This window comes from Roseateles sp. Mitsp63 (genome assembly GCF_059491535.1).
Genome location: NZ_CP168509.1, coordinates 1050709 through 1072585, shown reverse-complemented (window position 1 = coordinate 1072585; position 21877 = coordinate 1050709). Strand labels below are relative to the sequence as shown.

The 21877-nt window shown below is 71.8% G+C and carries 16 protein-coding genes; 10 read left to right on the top strand and 6 right to left on the bottom strand.

Annotated features, from left to right (window positions below; translation table 11 throughout):
• Positions 1 to 4: 4 nt before the first annotated feature.
• Together ACEN96_RS04590 and ACEN96_RS04585 are read right to left on the bottom strand one after the other, a co-directional pair.
• Entirely contained in the window at positions 5 to 1282 is a 1278-nt protein-coding gene (locus tag ACEN96_RS04590; protein ID WP_495586879.1) for an FAD-dependent monooxygenase, read from the bottom strand.
• A gap of 99 nt (positions 1283 to 1381) precedes the next feature.
• Positions 1382 to 3169 carry an alkaline phosphatase D family protein gene (locus tag ACEN96_RS04585; protein WP_495586878.1) on the bottom strand — a complete coding sequence of 596 codons (1788 nt, stop codon included), beginning with the start codon at positions 3167 to 3169 and terminating at the stop codon, positions 1382 to 1384.
• Positions 3170 to 3362: 193 nt separating this feature from the next.
• On the opposite strand from ACEN96_RS04585, the gene ACEN96_RS04580 reads away from it, so the two are divergent.
• The 4 genes from ACEN96_RS04580 (at position 3363) to ACEN96_RS04565 (ending at position 9290) form a co-directional block, all read left to right on the top strand.
• A complete protein-coding gene (locus ACEN96_RS04580) occupies positions 3363 to 4343 on the top strand; it encodes a potassium channel beta subunit family protein (protein WP_495586877.1) in 981 nt (326 codons plus the stop codon).
• A gap of 16 nt (positions 4344 to 4359) precedes the next feature.
• On the top strand, positions 4360 to 5331 hold the full coding sequence (locus tag ACEN96_RS04575; protein ID WP_495586876.1) for an AEC family transporter: 972 nt from the start codon (positions 4360 to 4362) through the stop codon (positions 5329 to 5331).
• A 28-nt stretch (positions 5332 to 5359) separates the two neighbouring features.
• A complete protein-coding gene (locus ACEN96_RS04570) occupies positions 5360 to 6259 on the top strand; it encodes a GNAT family N-acetyltransferase (protein ID WP_495586875.1) in 900 nt (299 codons plus the stop codon).
• A 151-nt stretch (positions 6260 to 6410) separates the two neighbouring features.
• Positions 6411 to 9290, top strand: a complete 2880-nt coding sequence (locus tag ACEN96_RS04565) for a M16 family metallopeptidase (RefSeq protein WP_495586874.1) — start codon at positions 6411 to 6413, stop codon at positions 9288 to 9290.
• A 103-nt stretch (positions 9291 to 9393) separates the two neighbouring features.
• Here ACEN96_RS04565 and ACEN96_RS04560 read toward each other — a convergent pair whose 3' ends face one another.
• Positions 9394 to 11445 carry a M56 family metallopeptidase gene (locus ACEN96_RS04560; RefSeq protein WP_495586873.1) on the bottom strand — a complete coding sequence of 684 codons (2052 nt, stop codon included), beginning with the start codon at positions 11443 to 11445 and terminating at the stop codon, positions 9394 to 9396.
• A complete protein-coding gene (locus ACEN96_RS04555; RefSeq protein ID WP_495586872.1) occupies positions 11438 to 11848 on the bottom strand; it encodes a BlaI/MecI/CopY family transcriptional regulator in 411 nt (136 codons plus the stop codon). Before ACEN96_RS04555 ends, ACEN96_RS04560 begins: the two co-directional genes overlap by 8 nt.
• Positions 11849 to 12282: 434 nt before the next feature.
• On the opposite strand from ACEN96_RS04555, the gene ACEN96_RS04550 reads away from it, so the two are divergent.
• Positions 12283 to 13557 carry a glutamate-5-semialdehyde dehydrogenase gene (locus ACEN96_RS04550; RefSeq protein WP_495586871.1) on the top strand — a complete coding sequence of 425 codons (1275 nt, stop codon included), beginning with the start codon at positions 12283 to 12285 and terminating at the stop codon, positions 13555 to 13557.
• 46 nt (positions 13558 to 13603) lie between these two features.
• Here the strand turns inward: ACEN96_RS04550 and ACEN96_RS04545 are convergent, their stop codons facing one another.
• Positions 13604 to 15220, bottom strand: a complete 1617-nt coding sequence (locus ACEN96_RS04545; RefSeq protein WP_495586870.1) for a DUF4139 domain-containing protein — start codon at positions 15218 to 15220, stop codon at positions 13604 to 13606.
• A gap of 77 nt (positions 15221 to 15297) precedes the next feature.
• On the opposite strand from ACEN96_RS04545, the gene queC reads away from it, so the two are divergent.
• The gene (gene queC, locus ACEN96_RS04540; protein ID WP_495586869.1) at positions 15298 to 16068 is read left to right on the top strand and encodes a 7-cyano-7-deazaguanine synthase QueC; all 771 of its coding nucleotides are present in this window, start codon (positions 15298 to 15300) and stop codon (positions 16066 to 16068) included.
• Between the two features lie 5 nt (positions 16069 to 16073).
• Positions 16074 to 16634, top strand: a complete 561-nt coding sequence (locus tag ACEN96_RS04535; protein WP_495586868.1) for a LemA family protein — start codon at positions 16074 to 16076, stop codon at positions 16632 to 16634.
• A gap of 36 nt (positions 16635 to 16670) precedes the next feature.
• On the opposite strand, the gene folE is transcribed toward ACEN96_RS04535, so the two are convergent.
• On the bottom strand, positions 16671 to 17387 hold the full coding sequence (gene folE / locus ACEN96_RS04530; RefSeq protein ID WP_495586867.1) for a GTP cyclohydrolase I: 717 nt from the start codon (positions 17385 to 17387) through the stop codon (positions 16671 to 16673).
• 110 nt (positions 17388 to 17497) lie between these two features.
• Here folE and rsmB point away from each other — a divergent pair, with 110 nt between their 5' ends.
• From rsmB to ACEN96_RS04515, 3 genes are all read left to right on the top strand, one after another.
• Entirely contained in the window at positions 17498 to 18880 is a 1383-nt protein-coding gene (rsmB, locus tag ACEN96_RS04525) for a 16S rRNA (cytosine(967)-C(5))-methyltransferase RsmB (RefSeq protein ID WP_495586866.1), read from the top strand.
• Positions 18881 to 18925: 45 nt separating this feature from the next.
• Entirely contained in the window at positions 18926 to 19540 is a 615-nt protein-coding gene (locus ACEN96_RS04520) for a DUF4390 domain-containing protein (protein WP_495586865.1), read from the top strand.
• An 85-nt stretch (positions 19541 to 19625) separates the two neighbouring features.
• A complete protein-coding gene (locus tag ACEN96_RS04515; RefSeq protein ID WP_495586864.1) occupies positions 19626 to 21869 on the top strand; it encodes a sensor histidine kinase in 2244 nt (747 codons plus the stop codon).
• Positions 21870 to 21877: the final 8 nt, after the last annotated feature.

Here is a 21877-nt window from a genome sequence, read left to right as displayed (position 1 = left end):
TCGGTCAGCGGCGGCCGAACATCATCTGCCCGGCCAGCGCCCGCTTGAGCGGCGGCAGCGCCTGCAGCGCCGCCAGGCCCAGGCCGCGCGCCGCCGGCAGGCCCGGCCAGCGCCACGCGAAGCTGCGGGCCAGGAAATCGGTCGTCACGATCGTCGCCCAGCGGTCCGGCGCGCGCTGCCATTCGACGCGCCGCAGGGCGGTGTCGATGCCAGGATCGCGCCGCAGCGCCTCGACCAGCGCGAAGGCATCCCGCAGCCCGAGGTTCAGGCCCTGCCCCGCCACCGGATGCAGCGTCTGCGCGGCGTTGCCGATGCGGATGCGCCGGCCTTCGACCAGCGTGCGCTCGGCATTCAAGCCAAGCGGGAAACACTTCAGCGGACTGATGCCCATCAGGCGGCCGACCCGCGCCGGCAACTGGTGCTGGATCACCGTGAGCCGCTGCGCGTCGCTCAGGCCGGCGACCTCGTCCTCATCCTGCGGCTGGCACCAGATCAGCGCGGCACGGCGCTGGCCGTCGCGGTCCGGCAGCGGCAGCAGCGCCAGCGGGCCGCGCCGCGTGAAGCGCTCGTAGGCGACGCCCGCCGGGCTGTCCGCCGGCAAGGTCACCGTGCCCACCCAGGCGTTCTGGCGGTAGTCATGCGTCAGCGCCTTGCGCGCCTGCTCAGAGAACACGCCGCCCTCGGCCACCACCACCAGGTCGAAGCGCTCGGCGATACCGGCGTCGACCTCGACCTCGTCGGGCCGGTCCTGCTTGAGGCCGTCGACCGCCTGCCCGAAGCGGCTGATCAGGCGCCGGGGCTCCCGCGCGCTCGCCTGCTGCCAGGCCGCCTGCAGCGGCGCGACCAGTTGCCCGTAGGACAGCACCGCGCCGAGTTGCGGCACCGCCTGCTCGGCGGCGCTGATGCGGACCTCGGGCTCGCCCGACGGGCCGAACCAGGCGCTCGACAGCGTCGGCGGCGCCTGGCTCACATGGACTTCGCGGATCGCCTGCGCCTGCGCGGCCGGCCAGACCCGCAGCCGCTGCAGCAACTGCACGCTGCCCAGCGACAGCGCCAGCGTGCGCGGATCGCCGGAGACGTCGCGCTCCAGCGGGCGGGCGTCGAACAGGCTCACCTGTGCCTGAGGCAGGTAGCGCGCGGCCAGCAACGCCAGCGCGAGCCCCGCCGGACCGGCCCCGACCACCGCGAGCCGCAGGGGCGGCGCGTGGCCGTCGAAGGCGGCATCGAAGGCATCGGGAGCCTGCGCGGAGGCGGAAGCGGCGGCGTCTTGAGGCTGGGACATGGCATCGACCCGGAAACTGCGGCGGCCGCGTCAGGCCGCCAATGATCGGGGCACTATAGCGCCGCCCCTTTCCCGCGCGCCCGGCATGCGCCCGTCCGCTCAGGCCTGGCTCAACCGGCGCTGGCCGGCGCCCGGCAAGGTGCGCCACGACGGGCCCGCCGCCGCCGCGTACTCGCGGCTCAGCACCGTGCTGACGAAGATCCAGTCGCAGCGGCACTCGGCCGGCGTCGCGGTGACGACCATGTAGCCGCGCCGCGAGGTGTCCGCGAAGGCGAGCGGCTCGATCAGCTGCGTCAGCGATGCGGCCAGCTGTCGGGGATCCTCGTCCGTGAGCACGCGCTCGATGCCGGGCGAACTCACCGAGGCCACGGCGAACTCCACGCCGGCCGCCGCGTCCGACGCATCGCGCAGCTCGTTCGCCCAGGCGTTGTGCGTGTCGCCCGCCAGCACGACCAGGTTCTTGTCGAGCTGGCGCGCGGCGCCGAGCACCTGCTCGCGCGCCACCGGGTAGCCGTCCCAGGCGTCGAGGTTGTAGGGAACGCGCGGCGCGCTCAGCACCGCCTGCTCCTGCGGCGTGAGGCTGGCCGGATCGTCCTTGGCCTTGGCGGCGATCGCGGCGAACTGCGACACGGTCACGCCGCTGCCGGGCACGCGCACGTTCAGCAGGATAGGCGCGGGAATCGTCATGCGGCCCATCAGCACCTGCTGGCCCAGCACCTGCCAGGTCGCCGCCGAGGCCTGCATCCGTCCTTGCAGCCATTGCTGCTGGGCCGCGCCGAGCAGGGAGCGGTCGGGGCGCGCCATGTCCGCCTCGAAGCGCGCGCGATCGATTGGCCCCGAGGCGGAGAGGTAGTCCGCATAGTCGAGCTGGCGATCCCGGCCCGCCATGCGCGTGTCCAGCATGTGCAGCGACAGCAGCGTGCCGAAGTCGAAGCCGCGGTAGATCGTCAGCGGATCGCCGCCGTCCCGCACCGGCAGCCACTCGTGCCAGGCCTGCGCCGCGGCGGCCTTGCGGGCGGCGAACTCGCCCTCGGTGGCCGGCTGATGGTTCTGCGCGCCGTCCTTCCAGGCGTCATTGGCGAACTCGTGGTCATCCCACACGGCGATCATCGGCAGCGCCGCATGCAGCGCCTGCAGATCGGCATCCGAGCGGTACTGCGCGTAGCGGCGGCGGTAGTCCTGCAGCGCGACGGTCTCCCGCGTCGGCTCGACCACGCGCCCCAGCGACTGCGCGTCGCCGCTCGCGTACCCGTCGGGGCCGTACTCGTAGATGTAGTCCCCCAGGTGCAGGGCGGCGTCGTAGCCCTCGGCGTCGACGCGCCTGGCGGCCTCCGCGTAGACGTTGAAGTAGCCCGCCGGATAGTTGGAGCAGGAGAACACCGCCAGCTTCACGCGCGACACGTCGCCGGCCGGCAGCGTCTTCGTGCGGCCGGCCACCGACGTCGCCGCGCCCGCCTTGAAGCGGTACCAGTAGCGCGTGCCCGGCTGCAGGCCGGCGGCATCGACCTTGACGCAGAAGTCCGCCGAGGCCCGCGCGATGGCGCCGCCGCTGGCGGCCAGCGCCGTGAATCCGGCATCGCTGGCGATCTCCCAGGTCAGCGGCACGTCGCGCGGATCTGCGGCGTCCAGCGCCAGCGCGCGGGTCCAGAGGATCACGCGGTCGCTCAGCGGATCGCCGCTGGCGACACCGTGGCTGAAGACGACCGCGCCTGGCGCGGCATCGCTCCCGCCGCTGCCGCTTCCGCCGCAGCCCGCCAGCGGCAGGCCGGCCAGCGCGCCGGCGGCGAGCGCCCCTCGCACCAGATGGCGCCGGGTGTGGTCGATCGGCTCGGCCGGCGCCTCGCGCTCGTCGTTGCGGATCAGGGGATGCCAGGGTGTCTTGTTCATGTCGGGCGGGCCGGCGGGCCGGCGGGTTCGAGGAAGCGCATGCAGTGGCGCCACGGGTGCAGGGCGTTCGCGGCGGCGCTCGAGTCTTCGCCATTCGCCCACGCGTCCATGGGCGGGACGGGGCATTCGCCGTGCCGACTGACAACCGGCCGTCGCTCCGCTACCCTTGCGCCCCTCGAAAAAGGAGAAGCGCATGCAATACCGTCGACTCGGCCGCAGCGGCCTGAAGGTGTCCGAACTCTCCCTGGGCTCGTGGGTCACGTACCACAACCAGGTCGATACCGGTTCGGCCGTCGAGCTGATGGCCGCCGCCCGCGACGCCGGCATCAACTTCTTCGACAACGCCGAGGCCTACGCGCTCGGCAAGAGCGAGGAGATCATGGGCCAGGTGCTGCGCCAGCTGGGCTGGGGCCGCCACAGCTACGTCGTCTCGACCAAGTTCTACTGGGGCATCGACAAGTCGGGCACCACCGTCAACTACAAGGACACGCTCAACCGCAAGTACCTGATGCAGGCCATCGACGGCTCGCTCAAGCGCTTCGGGCTGGACGAGATCGACCTGGTCTACTGCCACCGCCCGGACCCGCACACGCCGATCGAGGAGACGGTGCGCGCGATGAGCGACATGATCACGCAGGGCAAGGCGCTGTACTGGGGCACCAGCGAGTGGAGCGCCGACGAGATCCGCGCCGCCTGGGAGATCGCCGAGCGCCACCACCTTCACAAGCCGGTGATGGAGCAGCCGCAGTACCACCTCTTCCACCGCCAGCGCGTGGAGAAGGAGTACGCCCGCCTGTACGAGGACATCGGCCTGGGCCTGACGACCTGGAGCCCGCTGGCCTCGGGTCTGCTGACCGGCAAATACCGCCACGGCATCCCGGAAGGCAGCCGCGCGTCGCTGGAGAGCATGGCCTGGATCCGCGAGCAGCTGCAGGACCCGCAGCGCAATGCCGCGGTGGGCGAGCTCGAGACGATCGCCAGGGAGCTGGGCTGCTCGCTGGCGCAGCTGGCGATCGCGTGGATCAACCGCAACCCGCGCGTCTCGACGGTGATCCTGGGCGCGAGCCGGCTGTCGCAGCTGCAGGACAACCTCGGCGCGCTGGCCGTGACGCCGAAGCTGACGCCGGAGATCCTGGCCCGCGTCGACGCGATCACGCTGCCGCTGGCCAAGTGAGCGGACCGGCCCGCGCGTGACCGCCGTCCTGTTCTACAAGCTGCTGGCGATCTTCATCGCCGCGGGCATGGGCTGGTTCGTCGGTCACATGCGCTGGCTGGGCCAGGCGGGCGGGGAGAACGATCCCGCCCGCATCCTCTCCAACATCGCCTTCTATCTGTTCGTCCCGGCGCTGATGTTCCGCACGACGGCGCGGGTGGACTTCGCGTCGCTGCCCTGGCTGACCGTCGCGGCCTTCTTCGCGCCGGTGGTGCTGATGCTGGTGTCGGTCTACCTGTACGAGCGCAAGCGTCATCCGCAGAGCCCGGCGGCGCCGGCGGTGCGCTCGATCACGGCCAGCTTCGGCAACACGCTGCAGGTCGGCGTGCCGCTGGTGGCGGGCGTGTTCGGGGAGAGCGGCCTGGCGGTGCACATCACGGTGGTGAGCCTGCACGCGCTGACGCTGCTGACCATCGCCACCATCCTGGTGGAGATGGACCTGGCGCGCCATGGCGCCGGTGGCGCCAGCCTGAAGCGCACCATCCTGACGACGCTGCGCAACACGGTGATCCATCCGGTGGTGCTGCCGGTGCTGTGCGGTTTCGCCTGGCACCTGACCGGCATCGCGCTGCCGGCGGTGCTGGACGAGGTGCTGCAGATGCTGGGCAGCGCGGTGGTGCCGCTGTGCCTGGTGCTGATCGGGATGTCGCTGTCGTACTACGGCCTGCCGCGCGGCGCGATGCGCGCGTTGCTGGGCCTGGCGGCGCTGAAGCTGCTGGTGCTGCCGGCGCTGGTGCTGGGGATCGCGCACTGGGGCTTCGGGCTGTCGGGCATGCCGCTGGCGGTGATCGTCATGATGGCGGCGCTGCCGCCCGGGTCGAACGCGATGATGTTCGCGCAGCGATACCGCACCCTGGAGGCCGAGGCCTCCGGCGCCATCGTGCTGGGCACCCTCCTGTTCGCCGCCACCGCGCCGATCTGGCTGGCGATTCCGGCTTGGCTAGACTGAGCCGCTTCCTCCCGCCCGCAAGGACGACATGACGGATTCGACCTCCTCTCCGGCCTTCCCGTTCTCCTTCGCTTCCGGCGACACCGTCGCCCCGGACGCCCTCCACGCCGCCTTCACGCGCGCGTTCGCGGACTACCTGATCGGCCCCTTCCAGATTCCGTTCGAGCAGTGGCCGATGTTCCTCGCGCGCCAGGGCGTCGATCTGCCGCTGTCGCGCGTGGCGCTCGATGCCGCCGGCGCGCCGCTGGCCTTCGCGTTCGTCGCGCCGCGACCGGCCGCGCGGCGCTGGCGGCTCGCGACGATGGGCGCCCTGCCCGCCGCGCGCGGCACCGGCGCCGCGCCCGCCCTGCTCGACGACGTCATCGCCCGCGCCGCCGCGGCCGGCCTCGAGGCCGTCGAGCTCGAGGTCTTCGCGCAGAACGATCGCGCCCGCAGGCTTTACGAGGGCCGCGGCTTCCAGAAGATCCACGACCTGTTCGGCTTCGTCGCCGAGCCGGGCACCATCCCACCGGCGCCATCCCGCCGCCGCGAGGACGCCCAGGCGCCCCGCGCGATCGACATGGCCGCCGCGCTGGCATGGCTAGCCGACGCTGAGCGGCGCCTGCCCGACCTGCCGCTGCAGGTCACCGCCGGCACGCTGCGCCATGGCGTCGACTACCACGCGTGGCGGCTCGGCGAGGGCGCCGATCCCGCCGCGCAGGCGCAGGTCGTCTTCAGCCTGCCCGACGAGACCGTCATGATCCACAGCCTGGTCGCGCCGCGCGAGACCGGCGCCCGCGCGCTGATCCAGGCCCTGGCGGCGGTCTATCCGGAGCGCCGCCTGCGCGTGCCGCAGCTGCAGCGCGAGGACCTCGGCGGCGGCGCGCTGCGCGCGCTCGGGGCCGTGCCCCAGCCGCTGCATCAGCAGTTGATGCGCCGGCCGCTGTGATCGCGCCGCCTTGATGCCGTCTTCACGTGGCCTCGACCGCGCCAGCGGTTCGGGATCGCCGGACCTTGACCTTTCGGAGTTCCGGCACTTGTGAGGGCCGCCCGCTTTGGATAGCGTGCGCCGCACCAACCTAGAAGGGAAGCCTCCCACCATGCGATTCATGCCCGCGGCGTCCGCCGCCATCACCCTGGCCGTCCTGACCGCCCTTGGCGGCGCCCCCGCGGCGCAAGCCGCGCCCGCCGGCTCCGGCGCCAGCGCCGTCTCCGCCGCCGGCGGCACGCTCAGCGTCAAGCTGGAGAAGGTCAAGCTGGCCAACGGCTTCGAGGTGATCCTGGTCGAGGACCACCGCCTGCCGCTGGTGGCCTTCAACCTGTGGGTGCATGCCGGCCCGCGCAACGAGGCGCCCGGCCAGACCGGCTTCGCCCACCTGTTCGAGCACCTGATGTTCGCCGGCACCCGCCACATCCCGCGCGGCCAGGCCGACAAGATCATCGACGCCGCCGGCGGCACCGATTCCAACGGCTCCACCGACTTCGACCGCACGAACTACTTCTTCACGTTGCCGTCCAACCAGCTCGAGCTGGGCCTGTGGCTGAAGTCGGACATGCTGGGCTACATGATCGACGAGGTCGATTCGGTGTCGCTGGCCAACCAGCAGGACGTGGTCCGCAACGAGCGCCGCCAGTCGGTGGAGAACCGGCCCTACGGCATCGTCGAGGAAGCGCTCTACCAGGCGCTGTTCCCCGAAGGCCATCCCTATCGCGCGACGGTGATCGGCTCGCATGCCGACATCCAGTCCATCAAGCTGAACGACGTGAAGGCCTTCGCGCGCAGCTACTACCGGCCCAACAACGCGACGCTGGTGCTGGCCGGCGACTTCGATCCCGCGCAGGCCAAGCAGCTGGTCGAGAAGTACTTCGGCGCGCTGAAGGCCGGCGACCCCGTGCCCCCGGTCAACGTGCCGCAGCCCCGGCTGACCGAGGAGAAGCGCATCGCCGTGACCGACCGCATCGAGCTCTCGCGCCTGGACGTCGCCTGGCACACGCCGGCCGTGTTCCAGCCCGGCGACGCGGAGCTGGACATCGCGTCGCACGTGCTGGGCGGCGGCAAGTCCAGCCGCCTGTACAAGACGCTGGTGTACGACAAGCAGCTGGCGCAGTCGGTGGCGGTGTCGCAGTACTCGCTGTCGCTGGGCTCGGTGTTCTCGGTCGAGGTGGTCGCGCGGCCCGGCAAGTCGCTGGACGAGATTCAGAAGATCGTCGACGACGCCGTCGCCGAACTGGCCGTGAATCCGCCGACCCCGGACGAGATGGCCCGCGCGCGCGCGTCCATCGAGACCGGCACGCTGGCGCGGCTGGAGAAGGTCCAGGCGCTGGCCGACCAGATCAATTACTACAACCAGCAGGCCGGCGATCCGAACTTCATCGGCAAGGACCTGGCGCGCTACCAGGCGGTGACGGCGGAAAAGGTCCGCGACGTCGTCGCCACGTATCTGAAGAAGAACGCGCGCGTCGTGGTGCAGGCCACGCCGGGCGAGCAGAAGCTGGCGCCCGAGGTGGCCACCCCGCCGATGCCGCAGAAGGCCGCCAAGGGCGAGCGCGAGTCGATGAACGCCGACGTCGCGTGGCGCAAGGCGCAGCCCAAGGGCGGCAAGGCCAAGCCCTTGTCGCTGCCTGATGGCCACCGCACCGTGCTGGCCAATGGGCTGACGCTGATCCACGTCCCCAACCCGGGCCTGCCGCTGGTGAGCGCGACGCTGGTCGTGCGCGCCGGCCAGACCGCCAATCCGGCGCAGCAACCCGGCCTGTCGAGCTTCACCGCCAGCATGCTGCAGCAGGGCACGCAGACGCGCACCGCGCAGCAGATCGCCGACGAGGCCGCCGCGCTGGGCGCCGTGATCAGCACCGGCGCGGGCCGCGACGAGGCTCGCATCGAGGCCAGCAGCCTGAAGCGCAACTTCGCGCAGACGCTGGCGCTGATGGCGGACGTGGCGCTGCATCCGGCCTTCGACGCAACCGAGATCGCGCGCATGCAGAACCAGCGCCTGGCGGCGCTGCAGCAGCAGCGCGAGCAGCCGCCGGCGGTGGCGGCGATCGTCTCCAACCGCGTGATCTACGGCGAAGGCCATCCGTTGGCCCAGGCCTCGATCGGCGACGAGGCCTCGATCAAGGCGACCGACGCCGCGGCGCTGCGCCAGTTCTGGTCCACCCGCTACCGGCCGGATGAAGCCGCGCTGGTGGTGGCGGGCGACATCTCGGCCGAGGAGCTGAAGTCGCTGGCCGAGCGCCTGTTCGGCGGCTGGGAGCGCCCGAAGACGGCCGCGCCCGTGGTCGACGCGACGCCGCCCAAGCCGGTGGCGGCGCGCGTGGTGCTGGTCGACAAGCCGAACGCGCCGCAGACCGCGCTGAGCGTGGTGGCCCCCGGGCCCAAGGCCGGCACGCCCGACGCCGAGGACATCAAGGTGATGAACGCGGCCATGGGCGGCCTGTTCACGTCCCGCATCAACACGCAGCTGCGCGAGGTCAAGGGCTACACCTACGGCATCTACTCGGGCTACACGATGAACCGGGACAGCGGGCTGTTCGGCATCCGCGGCAGCGTGCGCACCGACGTGACGGGGCCGGCGCTGGTCGACATGTTCAAGGAGATCGACGGCATGCGCGCCAAGCCGATGGGCGCGGCCGAGCTGAACCGCGTGCGCAACGCGCAGCTGCTGGCGCTGCCGGGGCTGTTCGACACCAACCGGGTGGTGGCGTCGAGCTACGCGAGCGAGTGGGCCGTGGGCATGCCGGCGGACAGCATCACCTCGCTGCCGCGCAAGTACGGCGCGGTGACGGCCGGCAGCGCCTACAAGGCGACGCGGACCTACGTCGATCCCGCGGCGATGATCGTCGTGGCGGTGGGCGACAAGGACAAGGTGCTGCCGCAGCTCGAGTCCGTGGGCCGCAAGCCGCTGGAGATCCGCGATCCGCAAGGCGCGCCGGTGGGCGTGACCGCGCCGTCGGTGCCGGCGTCGGCGGCGAAGCCGTGAACCGTCTTCGCGGCATTCGCGGTTTTCGCGGTCTTCATTGACGCGGTGGAAAGGGCGCCTCGGCGCCCTTTCTTCATGCCGGGCCGCGTGCCCGGCGGGCCGCTCAGACCGGCGTCAGGTGATCGAGCGCTTCTTCGACGCGGCCGCGCTCATGCGTCGACAGCCCGCGCGCGGCCTGCCGGTAGCGGGCGATGAGTTCGGCATCGGCGGGCATGCGCTCGGCCAGCGTGATCAGCACCTGGGCCCGTTCGAAGTCGCCTTGGATCGTCTCCATCGCGCCGAGCACGCTGAGGGCGAGCGCCCGGTCCACGCGCTTCTGCGCCTCGACCAGCGTGACGATCGCCGAGCGCTTCTCGAAGTCGCCATCGATCCCGCGCACCGCCTGCTGCCACTCGCCCATCACCGCCGCATCGCGGCTGAGCTGCGGCGCCAGGCCTTCCAGCACCTGGCGGCGCTCGAAGGCGCCCTGCATCTGTCCGGTCGCCTTGAGCACCTCGCGCTGCAAGGCCGGGCTCAGCGTCCGGTGAGCGACCACCGCGTCCAGCGCGCTGCGGCGGTCGAAATCGCCCTCCAGCTTCGCGCTCTGCGCGATCAGCCGCGAGAGCGTCGCATCGTCCTGCTGGCCGACGGCGAGCAGCGCCTCGATGCGGCTGCGACGCACGAAGGTGTCGCCCGACTTCTCGATGTCGGCCAGCACTGCCGCGGTGCCGCCCCGCTGCAGCAGGCGGCGCGCGCGCGGCTCGCTGCCTTGCGTCAGCTCGGCCACGAGGCCGATCTGGGCGGAGAGCCATTGCCGGGCGTCGGGGTCCAGCGGTTTCTCCTGGTCGTCGATCCAGAAGCGGCGCGTGGTGCCGCCGCGGCCGTCATTGACGATCTCGGCGCGGCGCGTCACGCCGCGTTCCGTTTCGGAAACCTCGAGCTTGCGGTCCAGCGACACGACATCGGTCTCGTCGTCGTTGAACACGACATCGCCGTCATAGCTGGCGCGCTGCTCGTGGCCGTTGTCGTCATGGACGTAGCGCGTGACCTTGTGGTCGCGGAGCACCGCGCCCACGTCGAGCTTCAGGCGCGGCACCTTGCCGATGACCAGCATCGGGACCGAGAGCGCCAGCGCGCACAGGCCCGCGGCCAGCGCCAGCCGGCCCAGGCGGCGGCGCGACGGGGTGGAGTCGGACATCGGGGATTCCTCCAGCAGCGCGTGCATCCGCGCCATCAACGGGGACCGGGCGGCGGCCATCGCGCTCGCGAGCACCGGCATGGCGCGGCGGCCGCGCTTCGCGCTGCCCGCGGCAGCGCCGTCGCGGGCGCAGACATAGAGACTCTCGGCCAGCGGCATGGCGCCGGCCTCGGCGGCGGCCCAGGCATCGCAGGCCAGTTCGGCGAGCAGGTCCAGCCGGCGCATCGCGAGATGGTTCAGCGGCTGCAGCCAGCCCAGCTGCGACACGAGCCGCGCCGCCAGGCGCCAGCCGAGGTCGCGGCGGCGCAGGTGGGCGATCTCATGCGCGAGGACCGCGACGCGCTGCTGACCGTCGAGCGTGCGCATCAGGGACGCGGGCAGGCAGATCTGGCCGCCGGGCGCGACCAGCGGACTCGGCCAGACGGGGCTGAGGCGCAAGGTGGGGACCGCGACACCGGCGCTGCGCGCGAGTTCGCTGGCGGCCCGCCGGAGTTCGTGGTCGTCGCAGCGCGCGAGCGCGCGCACCTCGCGGCGCAAGGCCAGCCAGCGCAGCAGCGTCAGGCCCATGCCGATCGCGGCGACCAGCGGCCACGACAACAGCAACGCGGCGAGCGCGTCTTGCAGCAGTTCGCGGCGGCGCGCGATCGATTCGTCGGCGACGACCACCGGATGGCCGGTGGCGATGGGCTTCGGCTCAACGGAGGGAACCGGCTGCAGTGCGCGCGCCGAGAGCGCGGTCGGCTGAGCCGCGGGAGCCGCGGGAGCCGCGAGTTCGCCAGGCAGGGTCAGGCGGGTCCCGTGCAGCAGCGGCTGCAGGCTCGCGGTCAGGACCGCGCCGAAGAATGCCCAGCGCCAGAACGCCTCGCGCCACGCCGGGTGCTTCAGCCAGCCCGCGCGTTCGATCGCCCAGACGCCGCCCAGCAGCGCCGTGCTGTGCACCAGGTAGTTCAGCAGCCAGCCGGCCAGCAGCTCAGTCATGACGGCCTCCCTTGCGCTTGAGCATCGCCCGCATGCGGGCCAGGTCGTCGTCGCCCAGCTCGCCCTCTTCCACCAGATGGCTGAGCAGCGCCTCGGGCCGGCCGCCGAACAGCGTGCTCAGCAGGCCCGACACCATGGCGCGCTGCACCTCGGGCTCGCTGACGGCGGCGCGGTAGACCAGCGCGCGGCCATCGCGCTCGCTGGCGAGCAGGCCGCGCTTTTCGAGGCGGGAGAGCAGCGTCGCCACGGTGGTGTGCGCGAGCGGGCGCTGCTGTTCGCGCATCGCTTCAGCCACCTCGGCGGTGCTGGCGCGCCCGCGCGTCCACAGCACGCGCATCAGCGCCAGTTGCAGCTCGCTGAGCGAGACGTCGCCCTTGGCGTCACTGTCGTTGATCTCGTCCACCGAGTCTCCTGAGTTTCTACACATGTAGTACTACGACTGTAGAAGAAACAACCGGACCGCTGCAAGCGCCGCGTTCCGGGGACAAACCCGAAGACGGCCCACTCCCTCGCCCCGCCACCTGCTCTCGCGTCAGAACCCCCTGGCCCGCCACCTACTCTCGCGTCAGAACTCCCTCGCCCGCCGCCTACTCTCGCGTCAGAACTCCCTCGCCCCGCTTTGCGGGGAGAGGGCAGGGGAGAGGGGTCTGCGCATCGCAGCAGCGCACGGACACTGCAACGAGCCCCTCTCCCCTGCCCTCTCCCCCTCACGGGGGCGAGGGGGTTCATCACTGTCTCCACTACCGGAGGAGCCATGCACCGCGAAGGCTCTCCTTGCCGCTTGCGATGGCCCCGGCGCGGCGGCGATCGCGGAGCATCAGTCAGAATCCTCCGTCTATGACCGACCTCACCGCCTACATGACCGGCGTCGGCGAGGCGGCCCGCGCGGCCGCGACGCTGATGGCCGCCGCCCCGACCGCCGCCAAGAACCGCGCGCTGCTCGCGCTGGCGCGCCGCCTGCGCGAAGCCGGTCCGGCCCTGGCCGCCGCCAACGAACGCGACCTCGCCGCCGCCACGGGAGCCGGCCTCGACGCCCCCCTCATCGACCGGCTCCGCCTGAGCCCCCAGGTCCTCGCCACCGTCGCCGAGGGCTGCGACCAGATCGCCTCGATGCCCGACCCGATCGGCGAGATCACCGGCGTGAAGCGCCGGCCCACCGGCATCAGCGTCGGCCAGATGCGCGTGCCGCTGGGCGTGTTCGGCATGATCTACGAGAGCCGCCCCAACGTGACCATCGAGGCCGCCTCACTGGCGATCAAGAGCGGCAACGCCTGCATCCTGCGCGGCGGCTCCGAGGCCCTGCACAGCAACCTGGCCCTGGCCGCGCTGGTGGCCGAGAGCCTCGAGGAAGCCGGCCTGCCGCGCGCCGCCGTGCAACTCGTCAACACCACCGACCGCGCCGCGGTCGGCCTGCTGATCGCGATGCCGGCTTTCGTCGACGTGATCATCCCGCGCGGCGGCAAGGGCCTGATCGAGCGCATCAGCCGCGAGGCGCGCGTGCCGGTGATCAAGCACCTGGACGGCAACTGCCACAGTTACGTCGACGCCGAGGTCGACCTCGACCTGGCCGTGACCGTCGTCGACAACGCCAAGACGCAGAAGTACAGCCCGTGCAACGCGACCGAATCGCTGCTGGTCCATGCCGCGCGGGCGTCGGACTTCCTGCCGCGCATCGGCATGGTGTTCGCGGCCAAGGGCGTCGAGATGCGCGGCTGCGCGCGCGCGCTGGCCCACCTGGACGCCGTGCCGCGCGAGCTGCTCAGGCCAGCCACCCCCGAGGACTGGGACACCGAGTACCTCGCACCGGTGATCAGCATCAAGGTGGTGGACTCGCTGGACGAGGCCATCGCCCACGTCAACCGCCATGGCTCGCACCACACCGACGCGATCCTGACGACCAACCACGTCCACGCGATGCGCTTCCTGCGCGAGGTCGACTCGGCCAGCGTGATGGTCAACGCCAGCACGCGCTTCGCCGACGGCTTCGAGTACGGCCTGGGCGCCGAGATCGGCATCTCCACCGACAAGTTCCATGCCCGCGGCCCGGTGGGCCTGGAGGGCCTGACCTCGATGAAGTGGGTGGTGCTGGGCCAGGGCGAGATCAGGACCTGACGCGGTCCTGACCTTCACCCCTGTCATCCCCCGGCCTTGCCGGCCCTCAGGGCAGGTTGGGCACGTTGGCGTCCTTGGGCACGCTGACCTTGTAGACCGCCTGGAAGCGCTGCGTCTGATTCGGCGCGAGCGGCAGCTCCCACATCTGGATGCCGCGCTGGTCGTGCCAGTCCGCCTTCGTCACCGGCGGCGTGAACTGCGTCTGCACGCGGATGTCCTCGTGCTCGGACACCGGCGCCGGCTCCAGCACCTGCAGCGTGACCGGCTTGCCGCGCAGGTTCTCGACCTGCCACTGGCGCGTCACCACGACCTCGCGGCGTCCGCCGATGAAGCCGGCATTGGCGCCATCGCGCTTGTCGGGCTCCACGCGCACGCGCAGCCGCTCGTCCAGGCCGAAGGGCAGCGTCCAGGGGGTCTCGCCGCCGAACTGCAGCGGCACCTGGCCGATCAGCGCGTTGTCGCGGAACAGCTGCACCGGCCCCGCCGGCCACGAGCCCTGCGGGCGCGGCAGCTCGGCGATCAGGTAGGCCGCCGCCTCGCTCCGGGGCTGCACGCGGGCGAGCACCCGCGCCTGCTCGGCCGTGCGGCCCAGGCTGACCGTCGACATCGCGCCGTCCGCGCGCAGCGTCACGCGCTGCGGCAGGTCGTACTCGGCGCCGAATTCTCCTTCGAAGACGCTCGGATCGAAGCGGACCATCTCCGTGATGCGCGAGCCGGTCACCTCGACGGAACGCATGTCCGCGGCCGGCGCCGGGGCGGCCCTCATCGCCGGCGCGATCGCCATCCGGGAAAGGGTCGCCTTCTCGAGCACCTCCTGCTGGATCGCCAGCGTCCAGGGCACCAGCGGCTCGATCGCGACGGCATCGCGCGGCCGCACCGTCGAGAGCTTGAGCTTCACGTCGGTCCAGTCCTCGCCGCTGGTCTGCGCGATCTGCGCGAGGCGCTCGATCGCCAGCGCACCGGTCGCGGTGTCCAGGCGCGCTCGATATTGCGGCTGCCAGCCAGCGCCGGCGACGCGATAGGACAGTCCGATGTCGGCCGCTTCGGCCGTCGACAGCCGCAGCGTCACCACCGACACCTGGGCCGACGCCGTCGGCGCCGCCGCCTTCGCTGCCGCCAGGTCGTTGCCGAGATCGGTCAGCCGGTCCTTCAAGGTCTGACGCCGCAAGGTGAGCTCCTGCCCGTTGCGGCGCAGCGTGTCCAGGCTCGCGCCGAGCGCGGCGCCGGGCCGCGCCTCGCGGTCCGAGAGCCCCTTCAGGTAGCCGAGCGCCAGATCGACGCCGGCGATCTCCGCCTCGACGGCGGCGCGCTGCTGCTCGACCTCGCGCACGCGCGGATCGCGCTGGCGGCATTCCGGCAGCGAGTCGCGCGCGACGCGCTCGATCTTGAGTTCGCCAAGATTGACGCCCGCCGGCGCCTGCACCTGCAGCGCGTCGCGCTCCAGGCCCGCCGGCAGGCAGGCGAAGCGCGCCTGCGCCGCGCCGGCCGGCACGCGCAGCGCGCGGTCGATCTGCGCGCCGCCCGGGTACAGCAGCACCTGCGCAATGGCGGGCGCCCCCGCGGATCCGGCGGCCGCGCGGGCCTCGCCGAGGGCCAGCGGACCGGCCGTCATCGCGGCCAGCGCCGCGCCCGCGACGGCGCGCGTCGTGAACAGTCGTTGCATTGCTTTTCCTCCTTGGGCGGGCGACGGTAGCACGGTGCTGGCACACTTCCGGCCTGCCGTTTTTCCTGATCCGCGCCATGTCCGACGCCGCCACCGCCCCGATTCCCGCCGTCCACGCCTCGCGCCGCAAGGCGCTGGTGCTGTTCTCCGGCGGCCAGGATTCCACCGCCTGCCTGGCCTGGGCGCTGGACCGCTTCGCCGAGGTCGAGACCCTGGGCTTCGACTACGGCCAGCGCCATCGCATCGAGCTCGACTGCCGCCAGACCGTGCGCGCCGAGATCGCCGCGCGCTACCCCCACTGGGCGCCCAAGCTCGGCGAGGACCACCTGCTCGACCTGAGCCTGCTGGGCCAGATCTCCGACACCGCGCTGACGCAGGACCGCGCCATCGAGCTGCAGGCCAACGGCCTGCCCAACACCTTCGTGCCGGGACGCAACCTGCTGTTCCTGACCTTCGCCGCGACGCTGGCCTACCGCCGCGGCGCGTCGGTGCTGGTGGGCGGCATGTGCGAGACCGACTTCTCCGGCTACCCCGACTGCCGCGACAACACGCTCAAGGCGCTGCAGGTCGCGCTGTCGCTGGGGCTGGACATGCCGATGACGCTGGACACGCCGCTGATGTTCCTGACCAAGGCGCAGACCTGGGCGCTGACCGAGTCGCTGGGCGGCACGGCGCTCAACGAGTTGATCGTCGAGCACACGCACACCTGCTACCTCGGCGAGCGCCAGTCGCGTCACGCCTGGGGCTGGGGTTGCGGCCACTGCCCGGCCTGCGAGCTGCGCGCCAGGGGCTGGCACGAGTTCCAGCGCGGCAAGGCCGCCGCCGGCGCGGCGCCATCGGGGGCGTGAGCGGCATGAGCGACGTGAACACGCTGCATCTGAACTGGTGGCTCTGGGGCCTGGGCGCGGTGCTGCTGTTCTGGTGCATCGGCGCGTACAACCGCGTGATGCTGCTGCGCAATGAGATCGCCCGCGCCTTCGCGCAGCTGGATGACGCGCTGACGCGCCGCTTCGCCCATGGCGAGCTGCTGCTGGAACGCCTGCGCGAGCGCCTGCCCAGCGAGCAGGCCAGCCTGGACGCGCTGGCCGCGGCGCAGGCCGAGGCCAAGACCGCCACGCAGGCGGTGCGCGCCCGCCCCTACGCGGCGGATCCGGTGGCTCAGCTGGCGATCGCGTCGGCGGTGCATGGCGCGGCGCTCACGCGGCTGGTGTCGCTGGTCGAGCACCACGCGGAACTGAGCGCCGATCCGGACCTGGGGGGCGCCGTCGACGAGCTCAAGATGATCGACCGCCAGCGCGCGTTCTCGCGCCAGGTCTTCAACCAGGCCGTGGACGCCTACAACGTGGCGATCCGCCAGTTCCCGACCCGGGTGCTGATGAGCTTCGTCGGCTTCACCGAGGCGCGCAGCCTCTGAGCCGGCCGCTGAACCAGCCGAGGTTCGCCCGGGCGCTCAGCCCTTCTTCCTCATCAGCGCGAGGAACTCCGCGCGCAGCGTCGCGTCCTTCAGGAAGGAACCGCGCATGACGCTGTTGGTCATCGTGGACTCCATGTCCTTGACGCCGCGCCAGTGCATGCAGAAGTGGTCGGCGTCCATCACGATCGCCAGGCCGTCCGGCCGGACCCGGTCCTGGAGTTCGTTGGCCAGCATCACCACCGCCTCTTCCTGGATCTGCGGGCGGCTCATGATCCATTCGGTCAGGCGCACGTACTTCGACAGGCCGATCAGGTTGGAATGCTCGCTGGGCAGCAGGCCGATCCAGACCTTGCCGATGATCGGGCACAGGTGGTGCGAGCAGGCGCTGCGCACCGTGATCGGGCCGACGATCATCAGTTCGTTCAGGCGCTCGGCGTTCGGGAACTCGGTCACCGGCGGCGGCGGCGCGTAGCGGCCCGCGAAGACCTCCTTCACGAACATCTTGGCCACGCGCTTGGCCGTCTCCTGCGTGTTGTGATCGCTCTCGGTGTCGATCACCAGCGCCTGCAGGACCTCCTGCATCTTCGCCTGCACCTCGGCCTGGAGCTGATCGAGCTCGCCGGGCTCGATGAACTCGGCGATGTTGTCGTTGGCATGATGCCGGCGCCCGGCCTGGACCAGCCGGTAGCGGATGCGGTCCGAGGCCGGCCGCGCGGCCAGGTCCTCGGGGCTCAGGATCGGGGTGCCTGTCATGGAGCCTGCGTTCTTATGGGTGAGCCGCGATTGTCGCGGCATCCGGAAGGCATTGCGAAAGCAAGGTCCTTGCGCGGGGGCGGGCATGGGCGGCCACTTAAACTCCCGCGGTGTCTTCCGCCCCCTCCCCCAAGCATCCGGCCCCGCCGCTGCATCGCCTGCTGGCCCATTGCGCCGACGCCGTCCAGGCCGTGCGCGACGGGCAATCGCTGACCGACTGGCTGTCCCGCTGCCCCGCCGAGCTGCGCCCCGGCGTGCAGGCGCTCAGCTTCACCGTGCTGCGCCGGCTCGGCGCCGCGCAGGCGGTGCGCGCCGTGCTCGCGCCCAAGAACCCCCCGCCGCGCGTGGACGCGCTGCTCGTGACCGCGCTGGCGCTGCTCTGGCCCGGCGAGACCGCCTACGCCGACCACACCCTCGTCGACCAGGCCGTGCACGCGGTGCGCCAGCGCGCGCCCAATGCCGCCGGCTTCGCCAATGCGGTGCTCAGACGCTTCCTGCGCGAGCGCGAGGCGCTCGTGGCCGCCGCCGAGTCCGATCCGATCGCCCGCTTCAACCATCCGCGCTGGTGGCAGGACCGGCTGCGCGCCGACTGGCCCGCCGAATGGGAAGGCCTGCTGCGGGCCAACCAGCAGCGGCCGCCGATGACGCTGCGCGTCAATCCGGCGCATGACGACGTCGACGGCTACCTGGCCCGGCTGCGCACGGCCGGCATCGCCGCCCACGCCGCCGGTCCGCTGTTCCCGCAGGCGGTCGTGCTCGACGAGCCGCGCCCGGTCCAGGCCCTGCCCGGCTTCGATGCCGGCCATGCGTCGGTCCAGGATGCCTCGGCCCAGCTCGCCGCGCCGCTGCTGCTGGGGCGGCGCCGTCCGCAAGACCTGGCCCCGGACGAGGACTGGCCGGCGCTGGGCGCCGGCGCCCGGGTGCTCGACGCCTGTGCCGCGCCGGGCGGCAAGACCGCTCACCTGCAGGAACTCGCCGGCAACCGCCTCGATCTGCTGGCATTGGACGCCGATGCCAAGCGGCTCGAGCGCGTCCGCCAGAACCTGGGGCGGCTCGGACTCGAGGGCGCCGTGCGTGCCGCCGACGCCCGCGACACCGCCGGCTGGTGGGATGGCCGCCCCTTCGACGCGATCCTGCTGGACGCGCCCTGCAGCGCCTCGGGCATCGTGCGCCGCCATCCCGACGTGCGCTGGCTGCGGCGGCCCGACGACATTGCGTCGCTGGCGCGGACGCAGGCGGAGCTGCTCGAAGCGCTGTGGCCCACGCTGAAACCGGGCGGCCGGCTGCTGTACGCGACCTGTTCGGTCTTCAAGGCCGAGGGACAGGACCAGATCGACGCGTTTTTGCAACGCCATGGCGATGCGCGGTCGCGTCAGTTCGACCAGGGGGCCGGGCATCTGCTGCCGCTCGCGGACAATGCCCCGCAGGACTCCGCGCCGGGCGAGGCCGCCGTCACCGACGGCTTCTATTACGCCCTGTTGCAGAAGGCCTGACCTCCCCCAGATCCCTGGAATCCCTCACGATCCTGTCCCGTCCGCGTGTCCCCGCCATCCCGTCCCGTTCCGCTGCGATCCTGGTGGCAGCGCCTGACCCTCGTCGGCGCGCTGCTGGTGCTGCACGGCTGGGCGCTGGCGCAGGGCGTGACGCTGCAGCTGCTCAATGCCGAGCGCGCCGACGATGGGCTGGCGCTGAGCTTCAGCACCCGCTTCGAACTGCCCAAGGCGGCCGAGGACGCGCTGCTCAAGGGCGTGGCGGTCTACTTCGTCGCCGAGGTCCAGGTCTTGCGCAACCGCTGGTACTGGCGCGACGCCCGCGTCGCCCAGGCCTCGCGGACCTGGCGCTTGACCTGGCAGCCGCTGACGCGCCAGTACCGGGTCAGCACTGGCGGGCTGCATCAGAGCTTCGACACGCTGGGCGAGGCGGTCGCGTCGCTGCGCGGCGTCTCGGGCTGGAGAGTGGCCGACGCCAAGGAGATCGAGGACGATGGCCGCTATTACCTGGAGTTCAGCTACAAGCTGGACACCGCCCAGTTGCCCCGCCCGATGCAGATCGGCCTGGGCGGCAGCCAGGGCTGGACGCTGGGCGTCGAGCGCACGCTGACGCTCAACCTCGAGACGCCGTCGGCGCCGCCGCCCAACAAGCCGCAGCCCTGAACGCCAACGCCGCGTGGATGATTCCGCCGCCTCTTCCGTTCCCGCTTCCCCCTTCCCTTCTTTGACCCAGCAAGGATCCTGACCCGTGACCAAGTCGGCACGCCTGGCGTGGTTGATCTCCGTGGCCGCGATCGCGGGCGCGAGCGGCATGCTCGCCTTCCTGCTGTCGATCAGCACCACCGCGCAGCGCGGCTTCCTGGAGCGCCACTACCTGTGGCTGTTCTGGGTCAACGTCGCCGTCGCCACGGCGCTGATCATCGTGATCGGCGTGGCCGGCACGCGGCTGGCGCTGCGCGTGCGGCGCGGCCGCTTCGGCAGCCGGCTGCTGCTCAAGCTGGCAGGCATCTTCGCGTTCGTCGGCGTCGCGCCGGGGCTGCTGATCTACACCGTCTCCTATCAATTCGTGAACCGCAGCATCGAGAGCCTGTTCGACCAGCGCCTGGCGAGCGCGCTGGAGGCCGGTCTGGCGCTGGGCCAGGACACGCTGGAGAACCTGCGCGCCGAGCAGACGGCCCGGACCCGCGCCGCGGCCGAGCGCTGGGAGGACGGCGCGCTGGCGCCGCTGGCGCTGGAGCGGCTGCGCGACCAGCTGGGCGCGCGCAGCGTGTCGCTGGTCGCGGGCAACGGCCAGATCGTGCTGTCGGCCGGCGGCGAGTCCAGCGAGACGCCCGCGCGCCCGAGCGCCGCGCTGCTCGCGCAGGCGCGCAACAACGGCGTGGCCTCGCGGCTCGAAGGACTCGAGGACGAGCAGCAGGCGGTGCTGGGCGAGGCGCGCATCCGCTCGCTCGCGCTGCTGCAGAGCACCGCCCTGCAACTGACCAACAGCGACCGCTACCTGATGGTGGTGCGGCAGATCTCGGGCAAGGTCATCAGCAACGCGCTGAACGTCTCGACCGCCAACCAGGAATACCTGCAGCGCTCGCTGCTGCGCGACGGGCTGCGGCGCATGTATCTGGGCACGCTGACGCTGGTGCTGATCCTGGCGGTGTTCGCCGCGCTGCTGCTGGCGGTGGCGCTGTCCAACCAGCTGGTGCAGCCGCTGCTGCTGCTGGCCGACGGCATGCGCGAGGTCGCGCGCGGCGACCTGAAGGCCAAGCCGGTGTTCCGCTCGGGCGACGAACTGGGCGGGCTGACGCGCTCGTTCGCGGACATGACGCAGCAACTGGCCGACGCGCGGGCGCAGGTGGAACTCAGCGTGACGCAGCTCGAGAGCGCGCGCACGCACGTGCAGACCATCCTCGACAACCTGACCGCCGGCGTGATCGTGTTCGACGCCGATCGCCGCATCGAGACCGTCAACCCCGGCGCGACGCGCATCCTGAAGCTGCCGCTGTCGGCCTACGTCGGCCGGCCGCTGGAGGACCTGCCGGCGCTGGCGGCCTTCGGCAAGGACATCTGGCAGCGCTTCGAGCTGCAGAGCCCCGAGGCCGGCGAACGCGAGCACTGGCAGGATTCGTTCGAGCTGCAGCTCGACGAGAAGACCGCGCTGACGCTGCTGGTGCGCGGCGCGCCGCTGCCGCAGGACGCGCGGCTGCTGGTGTTCGACGACATCAGCGAGGTCGTGTCGGCGCAGCGCTCGGCGGCCTGGAGCGAGGTCGCGCGGCGCCTGGCGCATGAGATCAAGAACCCGCTGACGCCGATCCAGCTGTCGGCCGAACGGCTGCAGTTCAAGCTGGAGGCCAAGCTCGAGGGCGCCGACCAGTCGATGCTGGTGCGCTCGGTGGGGACCATCGTCAACCAGGTGCAGGCGATGAAGCAGCTGGTCAACGAGTTCCGCGACTACGCGCGGCTGCCGGCGGCCAAGCTGGCGCCGCTGGACCTGAACGCGCTGGTGGCCGAGGTGCTGACGCTGTATGCCGAGGCGCAGGAGTCGGGCCAGTTGAGCGCCGACCTGGCGACGGATCCGCCGCTGATCCTGGGCGACGCGCCACAGCTGCGCCAGGTGATCCACAACCTGGTGCAGAACGCGCTGGACGCGGTCAGCGAGCGGCCGGAGGGCAAGGTCGTCGTGCGCACGCAGAAGGCGCTGAACGACGCCGGCGAGCTGCGGGCGCTTCGGCTGGTCCTGACGGACAACGGTCCGGGCTTCGCCGAACACGTCTTGAAGCGGGCTTTCGAGCCGTACGTCACGACCAAGACCAAGGGGACGGGGCTGGGGCTGGCGGTGGTGAAGAAAATCGCCGACGAGCACGGCGCGCGGATCAGGCTGGTGAATCTCCCAGGCGCGAGCGGCGCCGATCTACCGCCGAGCGGCGCACAAGTTTCGTTATCATTTTCAAAACTCGCGACTGCACCGAGCCCTGCGCAGGACGCGCCTCGGCCCGCGTGAACAGTAGG